The sequence below is a fragment of the Streptomyces seoulensis genome, from assembly GCF_004328625.1.
Taxonomy (GTDB): Bacteria; Actinomycetota; Actinomycetes; order Streptomycetales; family Streptomycetaceae; genus Streptomyces; species Streptomyces seoulensis.
In genome coordinates this window covers 1,961,342-1,982,267 of the sequence record NZ_CP032229.1, presented here as the reverse complement: position 1 = coordinate 1,982,267, position 20,926 = coordinate 1,961,342, and the positions used below count along the sequence as shown (strand labels likewise).

Below are 20,926 nucleotides of genomic sequence, written 5' to 3'. Positions count from 1 at the left end.
GGCCCGGCCGCGCGTGAGACCCTTGGAGTCCCGGTGCCTCCGGAAAACGCGCCCCGCGCCCGGCGGCCCGCCCCAGTCTTCGCAACAGCACCCCGTCCTCGAACGAAAGCCGCACAGTGACCGCCACCGACCGTTCCCTCGAACTCATCAACACCGCCGCCCAGGCGGCCGCCGACAAGCTCGCCCACGACGTCATCGCCTACGACGTCAGCGACGTGCTGTCGATCACGGACGCGTTCCTGCTGGCCTCCGCCCCCAACGACCGCCAGGTCCGGGCGATCGTCGACGAGATCGAGGAGCGCCTGCAGAAGGAGCTCGGCGCCAAGCCCGTCCGCCGCGAGGGCGACCGCGAGTCCCGCTGGATCCTGCTGGACTACGTCGACATCGTCGTCCACGTCCAGCACAGCGAGGAGCGCGTCTTCTACGCCCTGGAGCGCCTGTGGAAGGACTGCCCCGAGCTGGAGCTGCCCGAGGAGGCCCGCGCCACCCGGGGCAAGGCCGAGGAGCACGCCAAGCTGCACGCGGACGAGGCCGGTGACGAGCCCGGCCAGGAGCGCTGATGAGCGCCACCGGTGAGGTGACCGACAGCACGGGCCGGGGCCGCCGCATCATCCTGTGGCGGCACGGCCAGACCGCGTGGAACGTCGAACGCCGCTTCCAGGGCACCACGGACGTCGAGCTGACGGAGACCGGCATCGCCCAGGCCCGCCGGGCCGCCCGGCAGCTCGCCTCGCTGCGCCCGGACGCGATCATCGCCTCGGACCTGAAGCGCGCCTCGGACACGGCCGACGAGCTGGCCGGCCTGACCGGCCTCGACGTCGAGCGCGACGAGGCGCTGCGCGAGACCTACGCGGGTGTCTGGCAGGGCCTGACGCACCAGGAGATCATCGCCAGGTTCGGCGACGACTACGCGGCCTGGAAGCGCGGCGAGCCGGTCCGGCGCGGCGGTGGCGAGCTGGAGACCGAGGTCGCCGACCGGGCCGCCCCCGTGGTGCTGCGGCACACGGAGAAGCTGCCCGAGGACGGCACCCTCGTGGTGGTCAGCCACGGCGGCACCATCCGTACGACCATCGGCCGCCTGCTCGGCCTGGAGTCGCACCACTGGGAGAGCCTCGGCGGCCTGACCAACTGCTGCTGGTCGGTGCTCGGCGAGGGCGCCCGGGGCTGGCGGCTGCTGGAGCACAACGCGGGCACCCTGCCCGAGCCGGTCCTCGGCGACGACGACTGAGCCACGCCGAAGCCCGCCGGCCGGGGCCCGGGACCCGGATTTCACTTTCCGGCAGGTCACAGGCTAAAGTTCTTCTTGTTCGGCCCGCGGAGCGGGAAGAACGCGAGGGGCTATAGCTCAGTTGGTAGAGCGCCTGCATGGCATGCAGGAGGTCAGGAGTTCAATTCTCCTTAGCTCCACAGATCGACACTCCTGGTGAGTGATCAGAGATCGGTGATGAAGATCCCGTCCCTTCGAGGGGCGGGATCTTCTGCTTCCCCCCGCTCGGGCCGTTCACTTGAGTCGTTCGCGTTCCATGGTCGTATACCTCTGCGAACGGTCTTCGCCCGGGGGCGACCGTGTCCGGACCGGTACTGAGGCGTCGCTGACCGTGCAGGCCCGGCCGTGGCAGAATCAGACGGCCGGAAGGGGGCTCGGCCCGACGGGAGGGAGTGGCGATGCCTGCGAGCATCCTTGGAGGTTCCGCGCACGTGGCCCCTGGCCACAGCTGGAGCTGAGCGATGGGTGCACACAGGCGGAAGTGCGACTGGTGCGGGAGCGGCACCCCGATCGTGCGCGACATGGAGCCGATCAACCCCGACTACCAGTACTGGTGCGAGGAATGCGCACGGGCGCTGATCATAAAGGGCGACCCCATCGAGACGTACCGCGAACTCGAGGGGGAGCCGATCTACGGCCGGCTGCTGGAGGAGCACTGCACGCTCAAGCGGTTCTACTCCTTCGTGACCGCATAGCGGGCATCGCGGCATAACGGACATTGCGGAACCGATTTGGTGTTCCACCCCGGGGTCCGTGTAATGTTGGCATCGCCGCCGGGGAAACCGGGCGGAAAACAACAAGGGGCTATAGCTCAGTTGGTAGAGCGCCTGCATGGCATGCAGGAGGTCAGGAGTTCAATTCTCCTTAGCTCCACAGAAGGCGAAGGCGGACCGTCGTAAAGACGGTCCGCCTTCGTCGTGTTGACGACTCGGGTCAGCGGCCCAGCGCGCGCCGTCCCCGGCCCTGGGAGACCACCGGGAGGTTCCGGGCGGGCGCCTGGCCCCGGGTGTCCTCCTCGATGCGCAGCGCGAGCGCCGGGCAGCGGCGTACCGCGCGCAGCGCCTTCGCCTCCGCGTAGCGCGGGACCTGGGCCTGGGCGACCGTCGGGAAACCGTCCGCGCCCAGCTCGAAGACCTCCGGGAGGATGTCCGCGCAGAGCCCGTGGCCCCGGCACAGCGTCCAGTCCACGTAGATCTTCTGGCGGCTGCCCCCGGACTCCTCCGGCGCCGCGCCACCCGTGATGCCGGCGGGGAGTTTGCCGTCCTCGAACAGTGGCAGCACGCCCTCCACGGGGCGTCCGCAGCCGTTGCCGAGGACATGGGCGGCCAGGTCGTCCGTGAACGCCTTGATGGTCGACTCCAGGAACATCGCCGAGCCGTCCGGGTGCGAACACGCCCCGCGCCGCTTCACGTTCTTGGCGACCTGCTTCAGCGCCTCCAGCGCGGCCGGGCCGCCGCCGTTGATGATGTCCTCCATGCCCCGCGCGGCGGCGGGCAGCCCGAGGTAGCACGGGCCGCACTGCCCGGCGCTCTCATCGGCCAGCCACTGCGCCACCCGCAGCGACTCGCCCAGCGGACACGTCTCCTGACTGATCGGCAGGATCGCGCCCGCGCCCAGCGCGCCGCCCACCGCGTCCAGCGAGTTGCGGGAGACGACCGCCTCGTTCACCGTCGCCGCGTCGATCCACTTGCCGTGGTAGCCGCCGGTCAGCACGCCCTGCGGCACCGGCGGGGCACCGGCCAGCTGGAGGATGTACCGCAGGGGTACGCCGGTGGGGGCCTCGATCACCATCGGGCGAGCCACCGCGCCGGACACCGTCAGCATCACCGTGCCCGGCTCGTCGTACAGGCCGGTGTTGCCGTAGCGCTCGGGGCCGATGCGGGCGGCGATGGCCAGCTGGGCGAAGGTCTCCGCGTTGGAGAGCAGGGTGGGGACGCCGCCGACGCCGCTCTGCGAGGCGCTGATCTTCCGGCCGGGCGGGATCGCCGGGCCGCCGTCCACCGAGCGGATCAGGGAGGCGGCGGCCCCGGTCACCATGCGGACCGGGTTGCGCTGCACCCAGGCGCGCAGGGCCGAGCGGCGCGAGTTGCTCAGGCCGCGCTCGGCGAGGGCCGCCTCCATCGAGCGCTGGGTGGACTCGCGGGTCACGCCGATCACCAGCGTGCGCGCCCCCATCGCCTCGGCGCACAGCAGCGCGCCGTCCAGGATGAGGTGCGGGGCACGGTTGATCAGCACCGTGTCCTTGCGGCAGGCCGGCTCGTCCTCGCTGCCGTTGACCACGACGACCGGGCGTACCCCCTTCTTGATCGCCGACTCGGCGACCGAGCGGAGTTTCTTGTGGAAGGGGAAACCCGCGCCGCCGCGCCCCTTGAGATGGATCTTCTCGGCGAGCTGCGCGAGCTGCTCACCGCCGAGCGGCTCGAGCGGCCCGTGCACCTTCAGATGCATGGGCAGGTCGAGCCGTTCCACAAGGTCGAAACCCGACGTGAGCTGGGGAAGTCCGACCACGCGGACCTCGGGGACGTCGGGAAGGGCCTCGTTCACCTATGGCCTCCGGAAGGCGTGTTCCAGGGCTCGCCCGAACCCGGCGCGTCGTATCCGGCGCCGGGGGTCGCTTCAGAGGCGGGACCGCTGTTGAACGTGTCGGAGGAGTTGTACGTCCCGTAGCGGGCGTTCGTCTCACCGGTGTTGTACACATCACTTCCGCCGTATCCGGGGGTGCCCGGATTGCCATAGGCGGGGATGTTGTATCCGGTGTCCTGGAGCGGGTCGTAGGAGGAGGGCGGGGCCTCGCCGACCGGGGGCGGGGACGGCACCGGCCAGCTCGACGCCTGGGCGGTGGTGTTCACCGGCTGTCGGGCGGTGTCCGGCCCGCCCGCGGTGCGGTAGGCGGCGGCGAAGCCGGGGTCCGGCGCGGCGGCGGCCGGGGACTGGTACAGCGGGCCGGAGGGGGTCTCGGGGGCGCGGCGGGGTTCGCGGCGGGGCTCACGGCGGTTGTCGAAGCCGGGCTCGTCGCGGCGGCTCCGGCTCGCCTCCAGGCGGTCCAGGTCCGAGGGGTCGCCGCCGCCGAAGAGGCCGACCAGGTTGTCGGCGAGCCGGCGCTTGACCGGGCGGGGAGCGGCGCGCAGCGCCAGGCCGGCCATCACGCCGAGCAGGGAGAGGCCGTAGAGGATCACGAAAACGGGCTTGGCCTGGCGGCCCGCGTACAGCCCGTGCACCAGGGCCGCGCACCACGCCGGGTAGGCCAGCATGTGCATCGCGCGCCAGCGGGCGGCCACGGGGGCCGGGGTGGCGAAGTTGCTGCGCAGGGCGCCGGTGACGCCGACGAAGACCATCAGCAGGCCGGCCAGCGAGCCCAGGCCGATCAGACCGCCGCTGCCGGTGACGCCGAGGGAGAAGGGGACGAGGGCCGCGATCAGCTGGGTGTGGTCCAGCGCGATCTTGGTGGTGATGTGCAGCAGCAGGAACGCGATCGAGGCGACCGCCGTCGTCCGGTGCACCGCCTGGCCGATGATCCGCTGGCGCGTGTTGAGCAGCACCCGGTCCTGGGCGACCAGGCCCCAGATGACCGAGCAGCTCAGCGAGACGAGGGAGAGGACGCCCGCGCCGAAGTTCAGGAACTCTTGGAACTGACTGCCTCCCACCAGCACGACCACCGGTATGAGGAGCAGGACGACAGCGGACGCCACCCCATAGGCCGACCGGCCGGGCTTGGGGAGCGAGCTGTTACTACGACGAGGGTTCATGGGGGCAACTCCGAGCAGTTTCGGGAAGGCGGTCCCGCTGCCGAACTCTAGGTGGAGCCATACCGATCAGTACGAGGTTTGAGTTATTGCGTTGTTATCAAAGGACGAATCACCTGCGGCGTCGTCCCTTAGTGACTGTTACGCGAAGTAATCCTTGACCCGGATTCAGATCTGGCGGCCGTACGGACATGTCTCACCTGCATACGCACGCGCGTCGCGGCTTGCTCAAGGGCTGCGGTACCCTAGCGCCATGCGTGCTGTACGCCTTCTGCTTAGCGAGCCGCGCTGATCAGTACCGACCACCGGTCGCACCGGGCGGTCGGCATCGGCGCGGCGTCCCCTCCTGTGTGAGGGGCTTTTTCGTTTCCGCGGGCAGAGACGATCGATGGAGCTTTGAGGATCATGAGCGAGACGAACCCCGCCGCCACCGCTGCCGCGTCGGCGGAGGCCGCGCCGCACCGCTACACGGCCGCCCTGGCGGCCGAGATCGAGGCACGCTGGCAGGACTTCTGGGACGTCGACGGCACCTACGCCGCGCCGAACCCGACCGGCGACCTGGCGGACGACGCCGAGCTGGCGGCGAAGCCCAAGAAGTTCATCATGGACATGTTCCCCTACCCCTCCGGCGCCGGCCTGCACGTAGGCCACCCGCTGGGTTACATCGCCACCGACGTCTACGCCCGCTTCCAGCGCATGACCGGGCACAACGTCCTGCACACCCTCGGCTTCGACGCCTTCGGCCTGCCCGCCGAGCAGTACGCCGTGCAGACCGGCACGCACCCCCGCGTGTCCACCGAGGCCAACATGGAGAACATGAAGGCCCAGCTGCGCCGGCTGGGCCTGGGCCACGACAAGCGCCGGTCGTTCGCCACGATCGACCCGGAGTACTACAAGTGGACCCAGTGGATCTTCGTCCAGATCTTCAACTCCTGGTACGACGACGAGGCGAAGAAGGCCCGCCCGATCTCCGAGCTGGTCGCCCTCTTCGAGTCCGGTGAGCGCCCCGTACCGGGCCACACGCGCGCGTGGAGCGAGCTGACCGCCGCCGAGCGCGCCGACGTCCTGGGCGAGTTCCGGCTGGCCTACGCCTCCGACGCGCCGGTCAACTGGTGCCCGGGTCTGGGCACCGTGCTGGCCAACGAGGAGGTCACCGCCGACGGCCGCTCCGAGCGCGGCAACTTCCCGGTCTTCAAGGCCAAGCTGCGCCAGTGGAACATGCGCATCACCGCCTACGCCGACCGCCTGATCGAGGACCTGGACGGCCTGGACTGGCCCGAGGCCATCAAGCTCCAGCAGCGCAACTGGATCGGCCGCAGCGAGGGCGCCCGCGTCGACTTCCCCGTCGACGGCGAGCGCATCACCGTCTTCACCACCCGCCCCGACACCCTGTTCGGCGCCACCTACATGGTGCTGGCCCCCGAGCACCCGCTGGTGGAGAAGTTCACCCCCGAGGCATGGCCCGAGGGCACCCACGAGGCGTGGACCGGCGGGCACGCCACCCCGGCCGAGGCCGTCGCTGCCTACCGCGCGCAGGCCGCCGCCAAGTCCGACGTCGAGCGCCAGGCCGAGGCCAAGGACAAGACCGGCGTGTTCACGGGCGTGTTCGCCGTGAACCCGGTCAACGGCGAGCAGGTCCCGGTCTTCATCGCCGACTACGTCCTGATGGGCTACGGCACCGGCGCCATCATGGCCGTCCCCGCCCACGACACCCGTGACTTCGCGTTCGCCCGCGCCTTCGAGCTGCCGATCCGCTGCGTGGTCGAGCCCACCGACGGCCGCGGCACGGACACGTCCACGTGGGACGACGCCTTCTCCTCCTACGACGCCAAGCTGGTCAACTCCGCCGGCGAGTCCGTCACCCTGGACGGCCTGGCCGTCCCCGAGGCCAAGGCCCGCATCACCGAGTGGCTGACCGAGACCGGCATCGGCGAGGGCACCGTCAACTTCCGCCTGCGCGACTGGCTGTTCAGCCGCCAGCGCTACTGGGGCGAGCCCTTCCCGATCGTCTACGACGAGGACGGCATCGCCCACTCGCTGCCCGAGTCGATGCTCCCGCTGGAACTGCCCGAGGTCGAGGACTACAGCCCGCGCACCTTCGAGCCCGACGACGCCGACACCCAGCCCGAGACCCCGCTCTCGCGCAACGACGAGTGGGTCCACGTCACCCTGGACCTGGGCGACGGCCGCGGCCCGCGCCCGTACCGCCGCGAGACCAACACCATGCCCAACTGGGCCGGTTCCTGCTGGTACGAGTTCCGCTACCTGGACCCGCACAACGACCGCGAACTGGTCGACCCGGCCATCGAGCAGTACTGGATGGGCCCCCGCGAGGGCCTGCCGCACGGCGGTGTCGACCTGTACGTCGGCGGCGCCGAGCACGCCGTACTGCACCTGCTGTACGCCCGCTTCTGGTCCAAGGTCCTCTTCGACCTCGGACACGTCTCGTCCGCCGAGCCGTTCCACAAGCTGTACAACCAGGGCATGATCCAGGCGTACGTCTACCGCGACAGCCGCGGCATCGCCGTCCCCGCCGCCGAGGTCGAGGAGCGCGACGGCGCCTTCTGGTACCAGGGCGAGAAGGTCTCCCGGCTGCTCGGCAAGATGGGCAAGTCCCTGAAGAACGCCGTCACCCCGGACGAGATCGCCGCCGAGTACGGCGCCGACACCCTGCGCCTGTACGAGATGGCGATGGGCCCCCTGGACGTCTCCCGCCCCTGGGACACCCGCGCGGTCGTCGGCCAGTTCCGGCTGCTGCAGCGGCTGTGGCGCAACATCGTCGACGAGAACACCGGCGCCCCGACCGTCACCGACGCCGAGCCCGACGAGGACACCCTGCGCGCCCTCAACAAGGCCATCGACGGCGTCGGCCAGGACCTGGAGGGGCTGCGCTTCAACACGGCCATCGCCAAGGTCACCGAGCTGAACAACCACCTCACCAAGGCCTACGGCAGCGGCGGCTCCCTGCCCCGCACGGTCGCCGAGCCGCTGGTGCTGATGATCGCCCCGCTGGCCCCGCACATCGCCGAGGAGCTGTGGCGCACGCTGGGCCACACCGACTCCGTCGTCCACCAGGACTTCCCGGTGGCGGACCCGCGCTACCTGGTCGACGACACCGTGACCTGCGTCGTACAGATCAAGGGCAAGGTCAAGGCCCGCCTGGAGGTGCCGCCGACCATCTCCGACGAGGAGCTGGAGAAGGCCGCGCTGAGCGACGAGAAGGTTGTCGCCGCACTGGGCGGGGCGCCGATCCGGAAGGTCATCGTGCGGGCGCCGAAGCTGGTGAACATCGTCAGCGGCTGAGGGGTTTTCCTCGGCCGGGTGGCTGATGTGCGGCCGGTGCCTTGGGTGCCGGGGCGGGTGTCGGGGTGATCCCCTACGGGCAGGTTCCGGGTTCCGGTGGAACCCGGGGCCTGCCCGCTGCGTTTACCGTGGAGACGGTGAAGCGCGAGGCGGCTCGCGGCCCGCGCCCTGAGGAGGAACGGTCATGGAAGCAGTGATTACCGTGTTCGCCGTGCTCTTCGTGCTGCTCGTCGTCCTCGGCACCTACGCCACGGTGAAGGCGGTCGGCGCCGCCAAACGCAGCGTGGACCGCACCATCGCCCAGGGCCGCCGCACGGTCGAGGACCACACCCTGCGCGCCAAGTCCCTCACCCGCCCCGGCCCCGCAGGCGAGATCGCCCAGCTCAGGCTCACCCTGCGCACCTCCATGCGCTCTACCCAGGACGCCCTGAACGCGGGCCCGGCCGAGGACGCCTCGCTGAACGAGTCCCTCGGCCTCTTCGAGCGCCTCAGCGTGCACGGCCGCGAGCTGGACGTCGTCCTGCGGCACCTGGAGTCCGAACCCGACCGGGCCACGCTCACCGCCCGCCTCCCCGAGCTGCGCACCCGCACCGAGCGCATCACCGCCTCCGCCGACTCCCTGCGCTGGGCCGCCCGCGACCGCGCGAGCCGCTTCGCCGAGGACGACCTGGACGCCCTCAGCTCCCAGATCGACATCGAGGCGGGCGCCCTGCGGCACTGGACCCACGCCACGGCACAGACCACCGCCCCCTGGCCCGAGGCCCCGGCCGCCGGGGACGAGGCCGCCGCCCGCCGCCAGACCTGGCCCCAGGAGCCGGAGGCCCAGGCCATCACCCCGCCCACCGCCCGGCCCACCTACCCCTGGCAGAAGAAGCCCCGCCCGGAGAGCACCACCTGACGCCGGCACCCTCCTCCGGGGCTGGACTGCCGTGTCAGGACTACGCCAGGTAACCTCCAGCTCATGTCCCGCCATGTCGCTATCGTCACCGATTCAACGGCCTACTTGCCGCCGGGGCTGATGGAGCGCCACGGCATCACCTCGGTGCCGCTGACCGTGGTCCTCGGCGACCAGGCGCTCGAAGAGGGCACCGAGATCTCCACCCGCTCCCTGGCCCAGGCCCTCCAGAAGCGGCGCCCGGTCACCACCTCCCGCCCCAGCCCCGAGGAGTTCGCCCGCACCTACCGCGAGCTCGCGGACACGGGCGCCGACGGCATCGTCTCCCTGCACCTCTCCGCCGAACTGTCCGGCACCTACGACGCGGCCGTACTGGCCGCCCGCGAGGCCCCGGTACCGGTCCGGGTCGTCGACACCGGCATGGTCGCCATGGCCCTCGGCTTCTGCGCCCTGTCCGCCGCCGAGGCCGCGGAGGGCGACGGCACGGTCGACGACGCGGTGACGGCCGCCGAGAAACGCGCCGCGGACACCTCCGCCCACTTCTACGTCGACACCCTCGACTACCTCCGCCGGGGCGGCCGCATCGGCACCGCCCAGGCCCTCCTCGGCTCCGCCCTCGCCGTGAAGCCGCTGCTCCGGCTGGAGAACGGCCGGATCGAACTGCTGGAGAAGGTGCGTACGGCGTCGAAGGCGATCGCCCGTCTGGAGGAGATCGTGGTGGAGCGGGCGGGGGGTGCGGAGGTGGACATCGCCGTGCACCATCTGTCCGCGCCGGAACGGGCCGGGGTGCTGGCGGATCGGCTGCGTGAACGGGTTGCGCGGCTGGGAGAGTTGCATGTCAGTGAGGTGGGGGCGGTGATCGGGGCGCATACGGGGCCGGGGTTGCTGGGGGTTGTGGTTTCGCCTCGGTAGGGGGGACCCGCGAGGCGCCCTCTCACTCGTGTGAGTGACGGAGTTATCCACAACTGTGGGCTTTTCCACGGGAATTGACCAAGATCCACTAATTTTGGCGAGGTGTCCCATCCTCGGGTCATGACACTTCGATCACTGACTCGTACGGCCACTCCGACCAGCGGTCCCGGCAGGGGGCCATCCTCCGAAAGCCGTGTGCGGTACCGGCGTTCCACCGAGCGGACGCGCGGCCGGCATCGTGCGCCGGTGCCGGGGGAGGAGGCGCGGCGGCGGGCCGGGCTGTTGTTCGGTGAGGCTCCGGGGGAGTCGGGGAGCGGGCCGCCGGGGGGCTTGGACGTGGGGGCTCGGGGTGCGCGGGTTCTCGGGGTGCGGGGTCCGGGTGCGGGGGCCCACGGTGCGGGGGCTCTGGGTGGCGATTCCGGCCGACGGGAGCGGGTCGTGCTCGCGCTGCGGGACCGGTTGCCGATGTGGGTGCAGGCGCGGTGCGGGGTGGAGCGGCGGGGGGTGGTGGCACTCGGGGTGGTGCTGGCGCTGGCGGCCGTGCTTGCCGGCCAGCACTTCTGGGCGGGGCGCACGGAGAGCGTGAGCGCGCCTCAGGTGGTGCGGGAGGCTCCGGCGCGGGTGAAGGGGGCGGAGGTGCCGGGGGCCGGCGCCGGTTCCGTCGGGGGGGCCGCTTCACCGGGCGCGCAGATCGTGGTGGATGTCAGCGGCAAGGTGCGTGATCCGGGCATTCGGCGGCTGCCGTCGGGGTCACGGGTGGCGGACGCGCTGAAGGCTGCCGGGGGAGTACGGCCGGGGGTGCGGGAGGAGGGGCTGAACCGGGCGCGTTTCCTGGTGGACGGGGAGCAGATCGTGGTGGGGGCGTCGGGTGCTCCGCCTCCGGTGGGAGTGGGGGTGGGTGCGGTGGCACCGGCCGGCGGGGGCCCGTCGGCTCCGGTCTCGCTCGGTACGGCCACGGTGGAGCAGCTCGACACGCTGCCCGGTGTGGGACCGGTGCTGGCCCAGCGCATCATCGACTACCGCACCCAGCACGGCGGTTTCCGCTCGGTGGACGAACTGCGTCAGGTGGACGGCATCGGCGACCGGCGCTTCTCGGACCTCCGCGCACGGGTGGGGCCATGAGCGCCGAGTCCGACCCCGGCTGGAAGGGCGACGCCCACCCCCGTCAGGAGGGCCCGGTAGACCTGCGGCTCGCGGGGCCCGCGCTCGCGGCATGGGCAACGGCGGCGCTGGTCCTGGATGTCCCGCCGGCGTGGGGTCTGGGGGTGGCGGGGGTTTGCCTCGTCGGCGGGGTCGCTCTGCTCCGGGTGGGGTCCGGCCGGTGTCGCGCTCCGGTCGCGGCGGTGCTGCTCTGTGTCGCCGCGTCCGCCGTCTCGGCCGGGCTGCACGGGGCCGACGTACGGCGCGGACCGGTGCCGGAGGTGGCGCGGAGGTTCGGCACGGTGACGGCCGAGGTGGAACTGACCGCCGACCCGTGGCTGAGCAAGCCCCGGGTGCGGGGGGATCGTGCGGCGCCGGTGGGGGTGCTGGCGCGGGGTGAGGTGCGGAGGGTGGGGGAGGCGGAGGGGGTGGGGGGAGGGGAGGGGGCGGGGGCCCTCACCCGAAGCCCCGTACTCCTCGTAGTGGACGCCGACGTACCGGCGCCCGGAGTCCGAGGCGCCGGCCCCGACGCACGTGCGGCCTGGCTCCGCCTCCTCCCCTCCACCCGCCTCCGCCTGACCGGCAGACTCGCACCGCCCACCACGACCGGCGACCGCACCGCCGCCGTCCTCCGCGTACGCGACTGGCCGCCACCGGAGATCGCGGCGGGCCCCACCGCGCCGCAACGCCTGGCAGGCCGCCTCCGAGCCGGACTGCGCGAAGCGACCGAGAAACTCCCCTCGGACGCGCGGGCGTTGCTACCGGGCCTCGTCGTCGGCGACACCTCCCGCATCACCCCCGAACTGGACGACGCCTTCAAGGCGACCGACCTCGCGCACACCCTGGCCGTCTCCGGCAGCAACCTCACCATCCTGCTGGCCCTCCTCATCGGCCCACCGGGCATGGCCGGCCTCGCCGAACGCCGGGGCATCGCCCCCTTCCTGGGCCTGTCCCTGCGCACCACCGCCCTGCTCGCGGGCGCGCTGACCGTGGCGTTCGTGATCGTGTGCCGCCCCGACCCCAGCGTGCTGCGCGCGGCGGCGTGCGGTGCGGTCGCCCTGCTGGCCCTGGCGACCGGCCGCCGCAGATCGCTCGTACCGGCGCTGGCCACGGCCGTACTCCTGCTCGTCCTGTACGATCCCTGGCTCGCCCGGAGTTACGGCTTCGTCCTCTCGGTACTGGCGACCGGCGCGCTGCTCCTGCTGGCGCCGCGCTGGAGCGAGGCCCTGCTGCGGCGCGGGGTGCCCGCCCGGCTCGCGGAGGGGCTGGCGGCGGCCGCGGCGGCGCAGGCGGCTTGCGCGCCGGTCGTGGCGGTGCTGTCGGCCCGGGTGAGCCTGGTGGCGGTGCCGTGCAACCTGCTGGTGGAGCTGGCCGTGGCCCCGGCGACCGTACTGGGGTTCGCGGCGCTGGCGGCGGCACCGGTGTCGATGCCGTTGGCCAAGGCACTCGCCTGGTGCGCGAGTTGGCCCGCCGGATGGATCGCCACCGTGGCCCGTACCGGCGCGGCCCAGCCCGGCGCGGGCGTCGACTGGCCGGGAAGCTGGCCCGGAGCACTCCTGCTGGCCGCCGTCACCGTGGCCCTCGCCGTCCTCGGCCGGCGCCTGATCCGCCACCCCTGGTGGTGCGGAGCGCTCGCCCTGCTCCTCCTCCTGGTGGTCGTACGCCCCACCCCCCTGACCCGAGCGGTCACCGGCTGGCCCCCGCCGAACTGGCGCTACGCCATGTGCGACGTGGGCCAGGGCGACGCCACCGTACTCTCCGCGGGCCCCGGCACCGCCGTCGTCGTGGATGCCGGCCCCGACCCGGCACCGGTCGACCGCTGCCTCCGCGAGCTGGGCGTCACCCGCATCCCCCTGCTGGTCCTCACCCACTTCCACGCCGACCACGTAGGGGGTCTCTCCGGAGTACTGCGAGGCCGCTCGGTAGCCGCGATCGAGACCACGCCGTTCCCCGAGCCCCCCGACCAGGCCGAGTCCGTACGCCGAGAGGCCACCACCCACCACATCCCCCTCACCACGACAGCGGCGGGCGAGGAACGCCGAGTCGGCCCCCTGACCTGGCGCGTCCTCTGGCCACAGCCCGATGCCCCGGCACCCCCCGACGGCCCGAACGACGCCAGCATCACCCTCCTGGTCCACACGGCGGGCCTCCGCCTACTCCTCCTGGGCGACCTAGAACCCCCCGCCCAACGCGAGCTGCTCCAAACCCCCCAGCGAGCCGACCTGTCCCGAGTGGACGTCCTAAAAGTCGCCCACCACGGCTCGGCCTACCAGGACCCCGACCTCCTCCACCTGGCGGCCCCCCGCGTAGCCCTCATCTCCTGCGGCACCGGAAACCCCTACGGCCACCCAGCCCCCTCCACCGTCGCCGCCCTCCACTCAGCCGGAGCCACGGTGCTCCGCACGGACCGAGACGGCGCACTCGCGCTGACGGGGTCGGGGGGACCGGGGGGCGGGATGAAGGTGATGCGGGACTGAGCAGCGAACAGCTCATCCGGGCCTGCGGGAGCTTCGGCCATGTGTGTCCGGGCGGCCTGTGGACGAACCCCGGTGTTCACGCCGCACGGTGTCGTCGCCCTGTCGCCCACGCCAGCTGCCTGTCGGCCCCCTGTCGGAGCTTTGTCGGCCCCCCTTGCGAGCGTGGTCCCATGACCACTCACGTAACGATCATCGGTGCGGGACTCGGCGGCCTCACGCTCGCTCGTGTTCTGCATGTGCACGGCATCCGGTCCACGGTGTACGAGGCGGAGGCGTCTCCCACGGCGCGGGCGCAGGGTGGGCTTCTGGACATCCGGGACTACAACGGCCAGCCCGCGCTGCGGGACGCCGGGCTGTACGACGAGTTCCGCGCCCTCGTTCTTGAGGGGCGTCAGGCGATGCGTGTCCTGAGCCGGAAGGGGGAGGTGCTGCTGGACCTGCCCGACGACGGTACGGGCACCAACCCCGAGGTCCCGCGCGGGGAGCTGCGGCAGATGCTGCTCGACTCGCTGCCGGCCGGTACCGTGCGGTGGGGCCGGAAGGTCACCGGGGTCCGGGGGCTCGGCGGTGGCCGGCACGAGGTCGCCTTCGCCGACGGCGCCACGGTGGAGACGGAGCTGCTGGTGGGCGCGGACGGCGCGTGGTCCCGTGTCCGGCCGCTGCTGTCCGGCGCGACGCCCGAGTACACCGGCGTCTCCTTCGTGGAGACCCATCTGCTCGACGCCGACACCCGGCACCCGGAGAGCGCGAAGCTCGTCTGCGACGGCTCCACGATGAGCCTCGCGCCGGGCAAGGGGGTCCTGGTGCACCGGGAGCGGGGCGGGACCCTGCACACCTGGGTGATGCTCGTCCGGCCGCGCGACTGGGTCGACGGGATCGACTTCTCCGACGCCGCCGCGCTCGCGCACATCGCCCACGAGTTCGACGACTGGTCTCCGCGGCTCACCGCGCTGATCGCCGACGGCGACACCGCCCCGGTGCCGCGCCAGATCCACGCGCTGCCCGACGAGCACCGCTGGGACCGGACGCCGGGGGTGACGCTCCTCGGCGACGCCGCCCACCTCACCGCCCCGAACGGCGAGGGCGCCAACCTCGCCCTCTACGACGGCGCCGAACTCGGCAAGGCCATCGCCGCGCACCCGGACGACGTGGAGGCCGCGCTCACCGCGTACGAGCGGGAGATGTTCCCGCGCAGTGCCACGGCCGCGCGGGACGGGGTCGATCTCCGCGAGATGCTGGGCGAGGACACGCCGTACAGCCTGATCAGCATGTTCACGGAGTAGCAGCGGGCCACTCCGCCGCGTCCGGTGCGGGACCGAGCGGCCCCTCGGCCGCCACACTGACCCCATGAACCCCACCCACACCGACGCCTACCTCCGGCGCCTGGGCGCCGGGCGTCCCGCGCGGCCCACCGCCGACGCCCTGCGGGACCTGCACCTGCGCCACCTGCGGACCGTGCCCTTCGAGAACCTGTCGGTCCACCTCGGCGAGCCCGTCGTCCTGGAGGAGGAAGCCCTGCTGGGTAAGGTGACGACAGGCCGAAGGGGCGGCTTCTGCTACGAACTCAACGGCGCCTTCGCCCTGTTGCTCACCTCGCTCGGCTACGACGTCCAGCACCTCGCAGGCCGGGTCCACGGGGAGGAGGGGCGGCTCGGTATCCCGTACGACCATCTCGCCCTGCGGGTACGGACGGTGGACGGAGGCGATCTGATCGCCGACGTGGGCTTCGGGGCGCACAGCCACCGCCCGCTGCTCTTCGGCGAGCGCGGGGACCAGGCCGACCCCGGCGGGACCTTCCGAGTGGTGGAGGCCGGCGGGGACCTGGACGTCCTCCGGGACGGCAGGCCGCAGTACCGCCTGGAGACGCGCCCCCGCACGCTCCCCGACTTCCGCGCCGGAGCCTGGTGGCACTCCACCTCGCCCGAGTCGCACTTCACGCGGTCCCTGGTGTGCTCGCGGATCACGGAGGACGGCGGGCGGATCACGCTCAGCGGACGGACGTTGACGACCACGGACGCCGACGGGCACAAGACGGTACGTGAACTGGGCGCGGACGAGGAGGTGCTCGCGGTGTACCGGGACGGCTTCGGGATCGGGCTGCGTCAAGTGCCCACCGTCCGGGGTCGCCAATTCGGGTGACTTCCGGCGCATGGGCCGTACTCCCGTGATGTGGGCCCGTTTTGCTCGAAAGCCGCATCGGTGATCGAATGACCCTTCGGCAACACAGGATGTCGAGGCGCACGGGAGTGGCGTACATGTTCGGCCGGTGGCTGGAGAAACGAACGGACCGGGTGCACCGGACGAGTCCACTGGCGGCGGTCCGTACCCCGGCCGACGCGGGCGTGCTGAGCTGCCGGGTGCTCGATCCGGTCAACCAGCCGGTCCCCTGGGCCGAGTTCACCGTCACGGACCGCCTCGGCCGCAAGGTCGTCACCGGCGGCACCGACCCCTACGGCTCCTTCATGGCGACCGTCCCGGCCGGCGAGTACCGGCTCGCGGTGTCCGCCGAGGGGTACACGCCCTACCGGGCCACGGCCATGGTCGCGGCGAACTCCCTCGCCTCGCTCGGTGACGTGACCCTCCAGGTGGCGCCCCCGTCCGAACCCCCGATGCGGGGCGACTGGGACATCGACCCGGTCCACTCCTCCATCGTCTTCACCGCCCGGCACATCGGACTGGCCCGCATCCACGGCCGGTTCAACGCCTTCGCGGGCGCGGTACGGATCGCCGACCAGGTCGAGAGTTCGGCGATGCACGTGGTGATCGACGCGGCCTCCATCGACACCGGGGTCCGGATGCGCGACGACCACCTGCGCTCGCCCGACTTCCTGGACGTGGGGCGGTATCCGACGCTGGAGTTCTACAGCGAGCGGTTCGTCCGCCGCAGCGGCAACCGCTGGGGTGTCACCGGCGGACTCTCGCTGCACGGCGTGACCCGCACCGTGACCCTCGACACCGAGTACCTCGGCCTCGGCAACGGCATGGAGGGCGAGACCCGCGCCGCCTGCCGCGCCACCACCGAACTCCACCGCGACGACTACACGATCAACTGGCAGACCCTGCTGGCCCGTGGCATCGCGGCGATCGGCCCGAGCATCCGGGTCGACCTGGACGTGCAGATCGTGCCGCGGGTCCTCACCGGCTGAGCTGCCACGAGGTCCGCCCGGCCGCGCTCTCACGCCGTACCGGACAATGGCTCCGTGAGTGACGTGAGACATGTGCTGGTGCTTCCCGACCGTGACGCCGCCGAGGAGGCGGCCGAGGCGCTCGGGGCGCGGTTCGGCCTCGACGAGGAGCCCCGGCTCGTCCGGGACGCGCTGGCCGGCGAGGACGACGCGGAGGACGCCCAGTGGCTGCTCGTCCTGCGCGACGAGGCGGCCCGGCTGGACCCCGCCGAGCTGGACGCCTTCGCGGCCGAGTGGGAGGGCTGGCGGGAGGAGCCGTGAGCCGGTACCCCGCGCCCCCGCACTCCCCGCCCGGTTGTCGGTGCCGCGTGGGATGCTGTCGGTGATGGCAAGAAAGACTGCGAATGACGACCCTCTCGCCCCGGTGACCCTTGCCGTGGGCCAGGAGGACCTCCTGCTCGACCGTGCCGTGCGGGAGGTGGTGGCCGCCGCGAGGGCTGCCGACGCCGACACGGACGTACGCGACCTCACCCCGGACCAGTTGCAGCCCGGCACCCTCGCCGAGCTGACCAGTCCCTCGCTCTTCGCCGAGCGCAAGGTCGTGGTCGTGCGCAACGCACAGGATCTCTCTGCCGACACGGTCAAGGACGTCAAGGCGTACCTCGGCTCGCCCGCCGAGGAGATCACGCTGGTCCTGCTGCACGCGGGTGGTGCGAAGGGCAAGGGGCTGCTGGACGCGGCCCGTAAGGCGGGCGCCCGCGAGGTCGCCTGCCCGAAGATGACCAAGCCGGCGGACCGGCTGGCGTTCGTGCGGGGGGAGTTCCGGGAGTTCGGGCGGTCCGCGACCCCCGAGGCGTGCCAGACGCTGGTCGACGCGATCGGCAGCGATCTGCGTGAGCTGGCCTCCGCTGCGGCCCAGCTCGTGGCCGACGTCGAGGGCACGATCGACGAGGCCGTGGTCGGCCGGTACTACACCGGTCGCGCCGAGGCGTCGAGCTTCACCGTCGCCGACCGGGCGGTGGAGGGGCGTACGGCGGAGGCGCTGGAGGCGCTGCGCTGGTCGCTGTCGACCGGGGTGGCACCGGTGCTGATCACCAGCGCGCTGGCCCAGGGCGTGCGGGCCATCGGCAAGCTGTCCTCGGCGCGCGGCGGCCGGCCGACCGACCTCGCCCGTGAGCTGGGGATGCCGCCGTGGAAGATCGACCGGGTCCGCCAGCAGATGCGGGGCTGGACGCCGGACGGGGTGTCCGTGGCGCTGCGCGCGGTCGCGGAGGCCGACGCGGGCGTGAAGGGCGGCAGCGACGACCCCGAGTACGCGCTGGAGAAGGCGGTCGTGACCATCGCCCGAGCGGCCCGTTCCCGGGGGCGGGCGTAGCGGGACATGCCGAAGGCCCCGGCGCCTCCCTGGGAAGGGAAGGACACCGGGGCCTCGGACCAAGATGCTGAAGCCACACCCGCGTGGCGAACGCAGGCCGCGTGTGGCTTCGGGGTGCCGGACGGGAGCGGATAGAGAGGGCCCGCTCTGAGTCCCTCCGGCGGTCAGATCAGAAAGAGGTTCAGCCCTTGAGGTCCGCGACCTTGGCCGAGAGCGCCGACTTCTTGTTGGCGGCCTGGTTCTTGTGGATGACGCCCTTCGAGACGGCCTTGTCGAGCTGACGCGCGGCAGCGCGCTGGTACTCGGTGGCCTTCTCGACGTCACCCGCGGCAGCGGCCTCGCGGGCCTTGCGGATCGCGGTCTTCAGGGAGGACTTGACGGCCTTGTTGCGCAGCCGAGCCTTCTCGTTGGTCTTGATCCGCTTGATCTGGGACTTGATGTTCGCCACGAAAGGAGCCTTTACAGGTTCAGGCACGGGCCCTGTGAGGGGTCCGTACCGGTGATCCAGAAATTTGTCGTCGCGCCTCGCGCTGAGAGGGCATGAGGCACAGCGCTCTACAGTACCAGCGGCCCCGGCGGCGGCCCAAAACGCTTCCCGGTCGTTCCCCGTGGGACCATGGAAGCTACGTATCGATCCGACCCGAGGCACAAGGCGCCTCAAGAGACAGGACCCTGCGTGCCCGCGATCCCTAACAATGTGCCCGAGCCGAGCCGAACCGCCCCGGCTCTGATCCGCAACTTCTGCATCATCGCGCACATCGACCACGGCAAGTCCACGCTCGCCGACCGGATGCTCCAGCTCACCGGTGTCGTCGAGCAGCGGCAGATGCGTGCTCAGTACCTCGACCGGATGGACATCGAGCGCGAGCGCGGCATCACGATCAAGTCCCAGGCGGTGCGTCTGCCCTGGGCCCCCACCGAGGGCCCCGACCAGGGCACGACGCACATCCTCAACATGATCGACACGCCGGGCCACGTCGACTTCACCTATGAGGTCTCGCGGTCGCTGGCCGCCTGCGAGGGGACCGTCCTCCTCGTGGACGCCGCGCAGGGCATCGAGGCGCAGACCCTCGCCAACCTGTACCTGGCGATGGAGAACGACCTCAAGATCATCCCGGTGCTCAACAAGATCGACCTGCCGGCCGCGCAGCCGGAGAAGTTCGCCGAGGAGCTGGCGAACCTGGTCGGCTGCGAGCCGGACGACGTGCTGAAGGTCTCCGCGAAGACCGGCCTCGGTGTCGACGCGCTGCTGAACAAGGTCGTCAAGGAGATCCCGGCCCCGGTCGGGAACGCGGACGCCCCCGCCCGCGCGATGATCTTCGACTCGGTCTACGACTCCTACCGCGGTGTCGTGACGTACGTCCGTGTCATCGACGGCCAGCTCAACAAGCGTGAGCGCATCCGGATGATGTCCACCGGCGCCACCCACGAGCTGCTGGAGATCGGCACCAACTCGCCGGAGATGCTCCCGGCCGACGGCCTCGGCGTCGGCGAGGTGGGCTACCTGATCACCGGTGTGAAGGACGTCCGCCAGTCCAAGGTCGGTGACACCGTCACCAGCCAGGCCAAGGGCGCCACCGAGGCGCTCGGCGGCTACAAGGACCCGAAGCCGATGGTCTTCTCGGGCCTGTATCCGCTGGACGGCTCCGACTACCCCGAGCTGCGCGAGGCGCTGGACAAGCTCCAGCTCAACGACGCCGCCCTGGTCTACGAGCCGGAGACCTCCGCCGCCCTCGGCTTCGGTTTCCGCGTCGGCTTCCTCGGCCTGCTGCACCTGGACGTGATCCGGGAGCGGCTGGAGCGCGAGTTCGGCCTCGACCTCATCGCCACCGCGCCCAACGTGGTCTACCGCGTGGACATGGAGGACGGCACCGAGCACACGGTGACCAACCCGAGCGAGTTCCCCGAGGGCAAGATCGCGGATGTGTACGAGCCGGTCGTGCGGGCCACGATCCTCGCGCCGTCCGAGTTCATCGGCTCGATCATGGAGCTGTGCCAGACCCGGCGCGGCACCCTGCTCGGCATGGACTACCTCTCCGAGGACCGGGTCGAGATCCGCTACACGCTGCCCCTCGCGGAGATCGTGTTCGACTTCTTCGACCAGCTGAAGTCCAAGACCCGCGGCTACGCCTCCCTGGACTACGAGCCCACGGGCGAGCAGAGCAGCTCCCTGGTCAAGGTCGACATCCTGCTGCACGGCGACAAGGTGGACGCCTTCTCGGCGGTCACCCACAAGGACCAGGCGTACGCCTACGGGGTCCGGCTCGTCGCCAAGCTGCGCGAGCTGATCCCGCGGCAGGCGTTCGAGGTGCCGATCCAGGCCGCCATCGGCTCCCGGGTCATCGCCCGCGAGACCATCCGCGCCATCCGCAAGGACGTCCTCGCCAAGTGCTACGGCGGTGACATCTCCCGTAAGCGGAAGCTGCTGGAGAAGCAGAAGGAGGGCAAGAAGCGGATGAAGATGGTGGGTTCCGTGGAGGTTCCCCAGGAGGCGTTCATCGCGGTGCTCTCCAGCGACGACAGCGCCGGAAGCTCGGGCAAGGGCAAGAAGTAGCCCGCGATCGCACCGGGTTGTCGGAGCGAAACGGGCGAAGCGGGGCCCGCCGTACACATGTGCGGCGGGCCCCCGCTCGTTCGGGGGGCCGTCCGGGGGCCGATCCCGATGGGGTTCGGGTGCCAAGTCACAGGC

At 71.7% G+C, this 20,926-nt stretch carries 17 protein-coding genes and 2 tRNA genes; 16 read left to right on the top strand and 3 right to left on the bottom strand.

Going from position 1 to position 20,926, the window contains the following annotated elements:
- Positions 1-116: 116 nt before the first annotated feature.
- From rsfS to D0Z67_RS09270, 5 genes are all read left to right on the top strand, one after another.
- On the top strand, positions 117-560 hold the full coding sequence (rsfS, locus tag D0Z67_RS09290) for a ribosome silencing factor (RefSeq protein ID WP_031183654.1): 444 nt from the start codon (positions 117-119) through the stop codon (positions 558-560).
- Positions 560-1,228 (top strand): histidine phosphatase family protein, encoded by a 669-nt coding sequence (locus D0Z67_RS09285; RefSeq protein WP_031183655.1) that lies wholly within the window; start codon positions 560-562, stop codon positions 1,226-1,228. Before rsfS ends, D0Z67_RS09285 begins: the two co-directional genes overlap by 1 nt.
- A 106-nt stretch (positions 1,229-1,334) precedes the next feature.
- Positions 1,335-1,407 (top strand) — tRNA-Ala (locus D0Z67_RS09280).
- Positions 1,408-1,728: 321 nt separating this feature from the next.
- Positions 1,729-1,962, top strand: a complete 234-nt coding sequence (locus D0Z67_RS09275; protein WP_006136074.1) for a hypothetical protein — start codon at positions 1,729-1,731, stop codon at positions 1,960-1,962.
- A gap of 105 nt (positions 1,963-2,067) precedes the next feature.
- Positions 2,068-2,140 (top strand) — tRNA-Ala (locus D0Z67_RS09270).
- Positions 2,141-2,200: 60 nt separating this feature from the next.
- Here the strand turns inward: D0Z67_RS09270 and D0Z67_RS09265 are convergent.
- Together D0Z67_RS09265 and D0Z67_RS09260 are read right to left on the bottom strand one after the other, a co-directional pair.
- Complete coding sequence (locus tag D0Z67_RS09265; protein ID WP_031183656.1) at positions 2,201-3,811, bottom strand: NADH-quinone oxidoreductase subunit NuoF family protein; 1,611 nt, start codon at positions 3,809-3,811, stop codon at positions 2,201-2,203.
- Positions 3,808-5,013: a cytochrome b/b6 domain-containing protein gene (locus D0Z67_RS09260; RefSeq protein ID WP_199812240.1), complete on the bottom strand. Its 1,206-nt coding sequence runs from the start codon at positions 5,011-5,013 to the stop codon at positions 3,808-3,810. The genes D0Z67_RS09265 and D0Z67_RS09260 overlap by 4 nt, the downstream gene beginning before the upstream one ends.
- Before the next feature lie 402 nt (positions 5,014-5,415).
- On the opposite strand from D0Z67_RS09260, the gene leuS reads away from it, so the two are divergent.
- From leuS to holA, 10 genes are all read left to right on the top strand, one after another.
- Positions 5,416-8,313: a leucine--tRNA ligase gene (gene leuS, locus D0Z67_RS09250; RefSeq protein WP_031183658.1), complete on the top strand. Its 2,898-nt coding sequence runs from the start codon at positions 5,416-5,418 to the stop codon at positions 8,311-8,313.
- Between the two features lie 184 nt (positions 8,314-8,497).
- Positions 8,498-9,211, top strand: a complete 714-nt coding sequence (locus tag D0Z67_RS09245; RefSeq protein WP_031183659.1) for a hypothetical protein — start codon at positions 8,498-8,500, stop codon at positions 9,209-9,211.
- A gap of 63 nt (positions 9,212-9,274) precedes the next feature.
- Positions 9,275-10,120, top strand: a complete 846-nt coding sequence (locus tag D0Z67_RS09240) for a DegV family protein (protein WP_031183660.1) — start codon at positions 9,275-9,277, stop codon at positions 10,118-10,120.
- Between the two features lie 438 nt (positions 10,121-10,558).
- Complete coding sequence (locus D0Z67_RS09235; protein WP_420824429.1) at positions 10,559-11,242, top strand: ComEA family DNA-binding protein; 684 nt, start codon at positions 10,559-10,561, stop codon at positions 11,240-11,242.
- The gene (locus D0Z67_RS09230; RefSeq protein WP_131589625.1) at positions 11,239-13,737 is read left to right on the top strand and encodes a ComEC/Rec2 family competence protein; all 2,499 of its coding nucleotides are present in this window, start codon (positions 11,239-11,241) and stop codon (positions 13,735-13,737) included. Before D0Z67_RS09235 ends, D0Z67_RS09230 begins: the two co-directional genes overlap by 4 nt.
- A 170-nt stretch (positions 13,738-13,907) precedes the next feature.
- The gene (locus tag D0Z67_RS09225; protein ID WP_031179583.1) at positions 13,908-15,020 is read left to right on the top strand and encodes an FAD-dependent oxidoreductase; all 1,113 of its coding nucleotides are present in this window, start codon (positions 13,908-13,910) and stop codon (positions 15,018-15,020) included.
- Between the two features lie 64 nt (positions 15,021-15,084).
- Positions 15,085-15,876: an arylamine N-acetyltransferase family protein gene (locus D0Z67_RS09220; RefSeq protein ID WP_031179584.1), complete on the top strand. Its 792-nt coding sequence runs from the start codon at positions 15,085-15,087 to the stop codon at positions 15,874-15,876.
- A gap of 116 nt (positions 15,877-15,992) precedes the next feature.
- Positions 15,993-16,883 (top strand): YceI family protein, encoded by an 891-nt coding sequence (locus tag D0Z67_RS09215; RefSeq protein ID WP_031179585.1) that lies wholly within the window; start codon positions 15,993-15,995, stop codon positions 16,881-16,883.
- A 54-nt stretch (positions 16,884-16,937) separates the two neighbouring features.
- The gene (locus D0Z67_RS09210) at positions 16,938-17,183 is read left to right on the top strand and encodes a hypothetical protein (RefSeq protein WP_037774430.1); all 246 of its coding nucleotides are present in this window, start codon (positions 16,938-16,940) and stop codon (positions 17,181-17,183) included.
- 64 nt (positions 17,184-17,247) lie between these two features.
- Positions 17,248-18,237 (top strand): DNA polymerase III subunit delta, encoded by a 990-nt coding sequence (gene holA, locus D0Z67_RS09205; protein ID WP_031179587.1) that lies wholly within the window; start codon positions 17,248-17,250, stop codon positions 18,235-18,237.
- A 181-nt stretch (positions 18,238-18,418) separates the two neighbouring features.
- Here holA and rpsT read toward each other — a convergent pair whose 3' ends face one another.
- Complete coding sequence (rpsT, locus tag D0Z67_RS09200) at positions 18,419-18,685, bottom strand: 30S ribosomal protein S20 (protein ID WP_030814907.1); 267 nt, start codon at positions 18,683-18,685, stop codon at positions 18,419-18,421.
- A 228-nt stretch (positions 18,686-18,913) separates the two neighbouring features.
- On the opposite strand from rpsT, the gene lepA reads away from it, so the two are divergent.
- Positions 18,914-20,791, top strand: coding sequence for a translation elongation factor 4 (gene lepA, locus D0Z67_RS09195; RefSeq protein ID WP_031179588.1), 1,878 nt, complete (start codon positions 18,914-18,916; stop codon positions 20,789-20,791).
- Positions 20,792-20,926: the final 135 nt, after the last annotated feature.

Coding starts and splice junctions, on each gene's coding strand:
- D0Z67_RS09285 (WP_031183655.1), top strand. CDS start 560: ATGAGCGCCACCGGTGAGGTGACCGACAGCACGGGCCGGGGCCGCCGC.
- D0Z67_RS09230 (WP_131589625.1), top strand. CDS start 11,239: ATGAGCGCCGAGTCCGACCCCGGCTGGAAGGGCGACGCCCACCCCCGT.
- D0Z67_RS09215 (WP_031179585.1), top strand. CDS start 15,993: ATGTTCGGCCGGTGGCTGGAGAAACGAACGGACCGGGTGCACCGGACG.
- D0Z67_RS09275 (WP_006136074.1), top strand. CDS start 1,729: ATGGGTGCACACAGGCGGAAGTGCGACTGGTGCGGGAGCGGCACCCCG.
- holA (WP_031179587.1), top strand. CDS start 17,248: ATGGCAAGAAAGACTGCGAATGACGACCCTCTCGCCCCGGTGACCCTT.
- D0Z67_RS09225 (WP_031179583.1), top strand. CDS start 13,908: ATGACCACTCACGTAACGATCATCGGTGCGGGACTCGGCGGCCTCACG.
- D0Z67_RS09245 (WP_031183659.1), top strand. CDS start 8,498: ATGGAAGCAGTGATTACCGTGTTCGCCGTGCTCTTCGTGCTGCTCGTC.
- leuS (WP_031183658.1), top strand. CDS start 5,416: ATGAGCGAGACGAACCCCGCCGCCACCGCTGCCGCGTCGGCGGAGGCC.
- D0Z67_RS09220 (WP_031179584.1), top strand. CDS start 15,085: ATGAACCCCACCCACACCGACGCCTACCTCCGGCGCCTGGGCGCCGGG.
- D0Z67_RS09260 (WP_199812240.1), bottom strand. CDS start 5,013: ATGAACCCTCGTCGTAGTAACAGCTCGCTCCCCAAGCCCGGCCGGTCG.
- D0Z67_RS09240 (WP_031183660.1), top strand. CDS start 9,275: ATGTCCCGCCATGTCGCTATCGTCACCGATTCAACGGCCTACTTGCCG.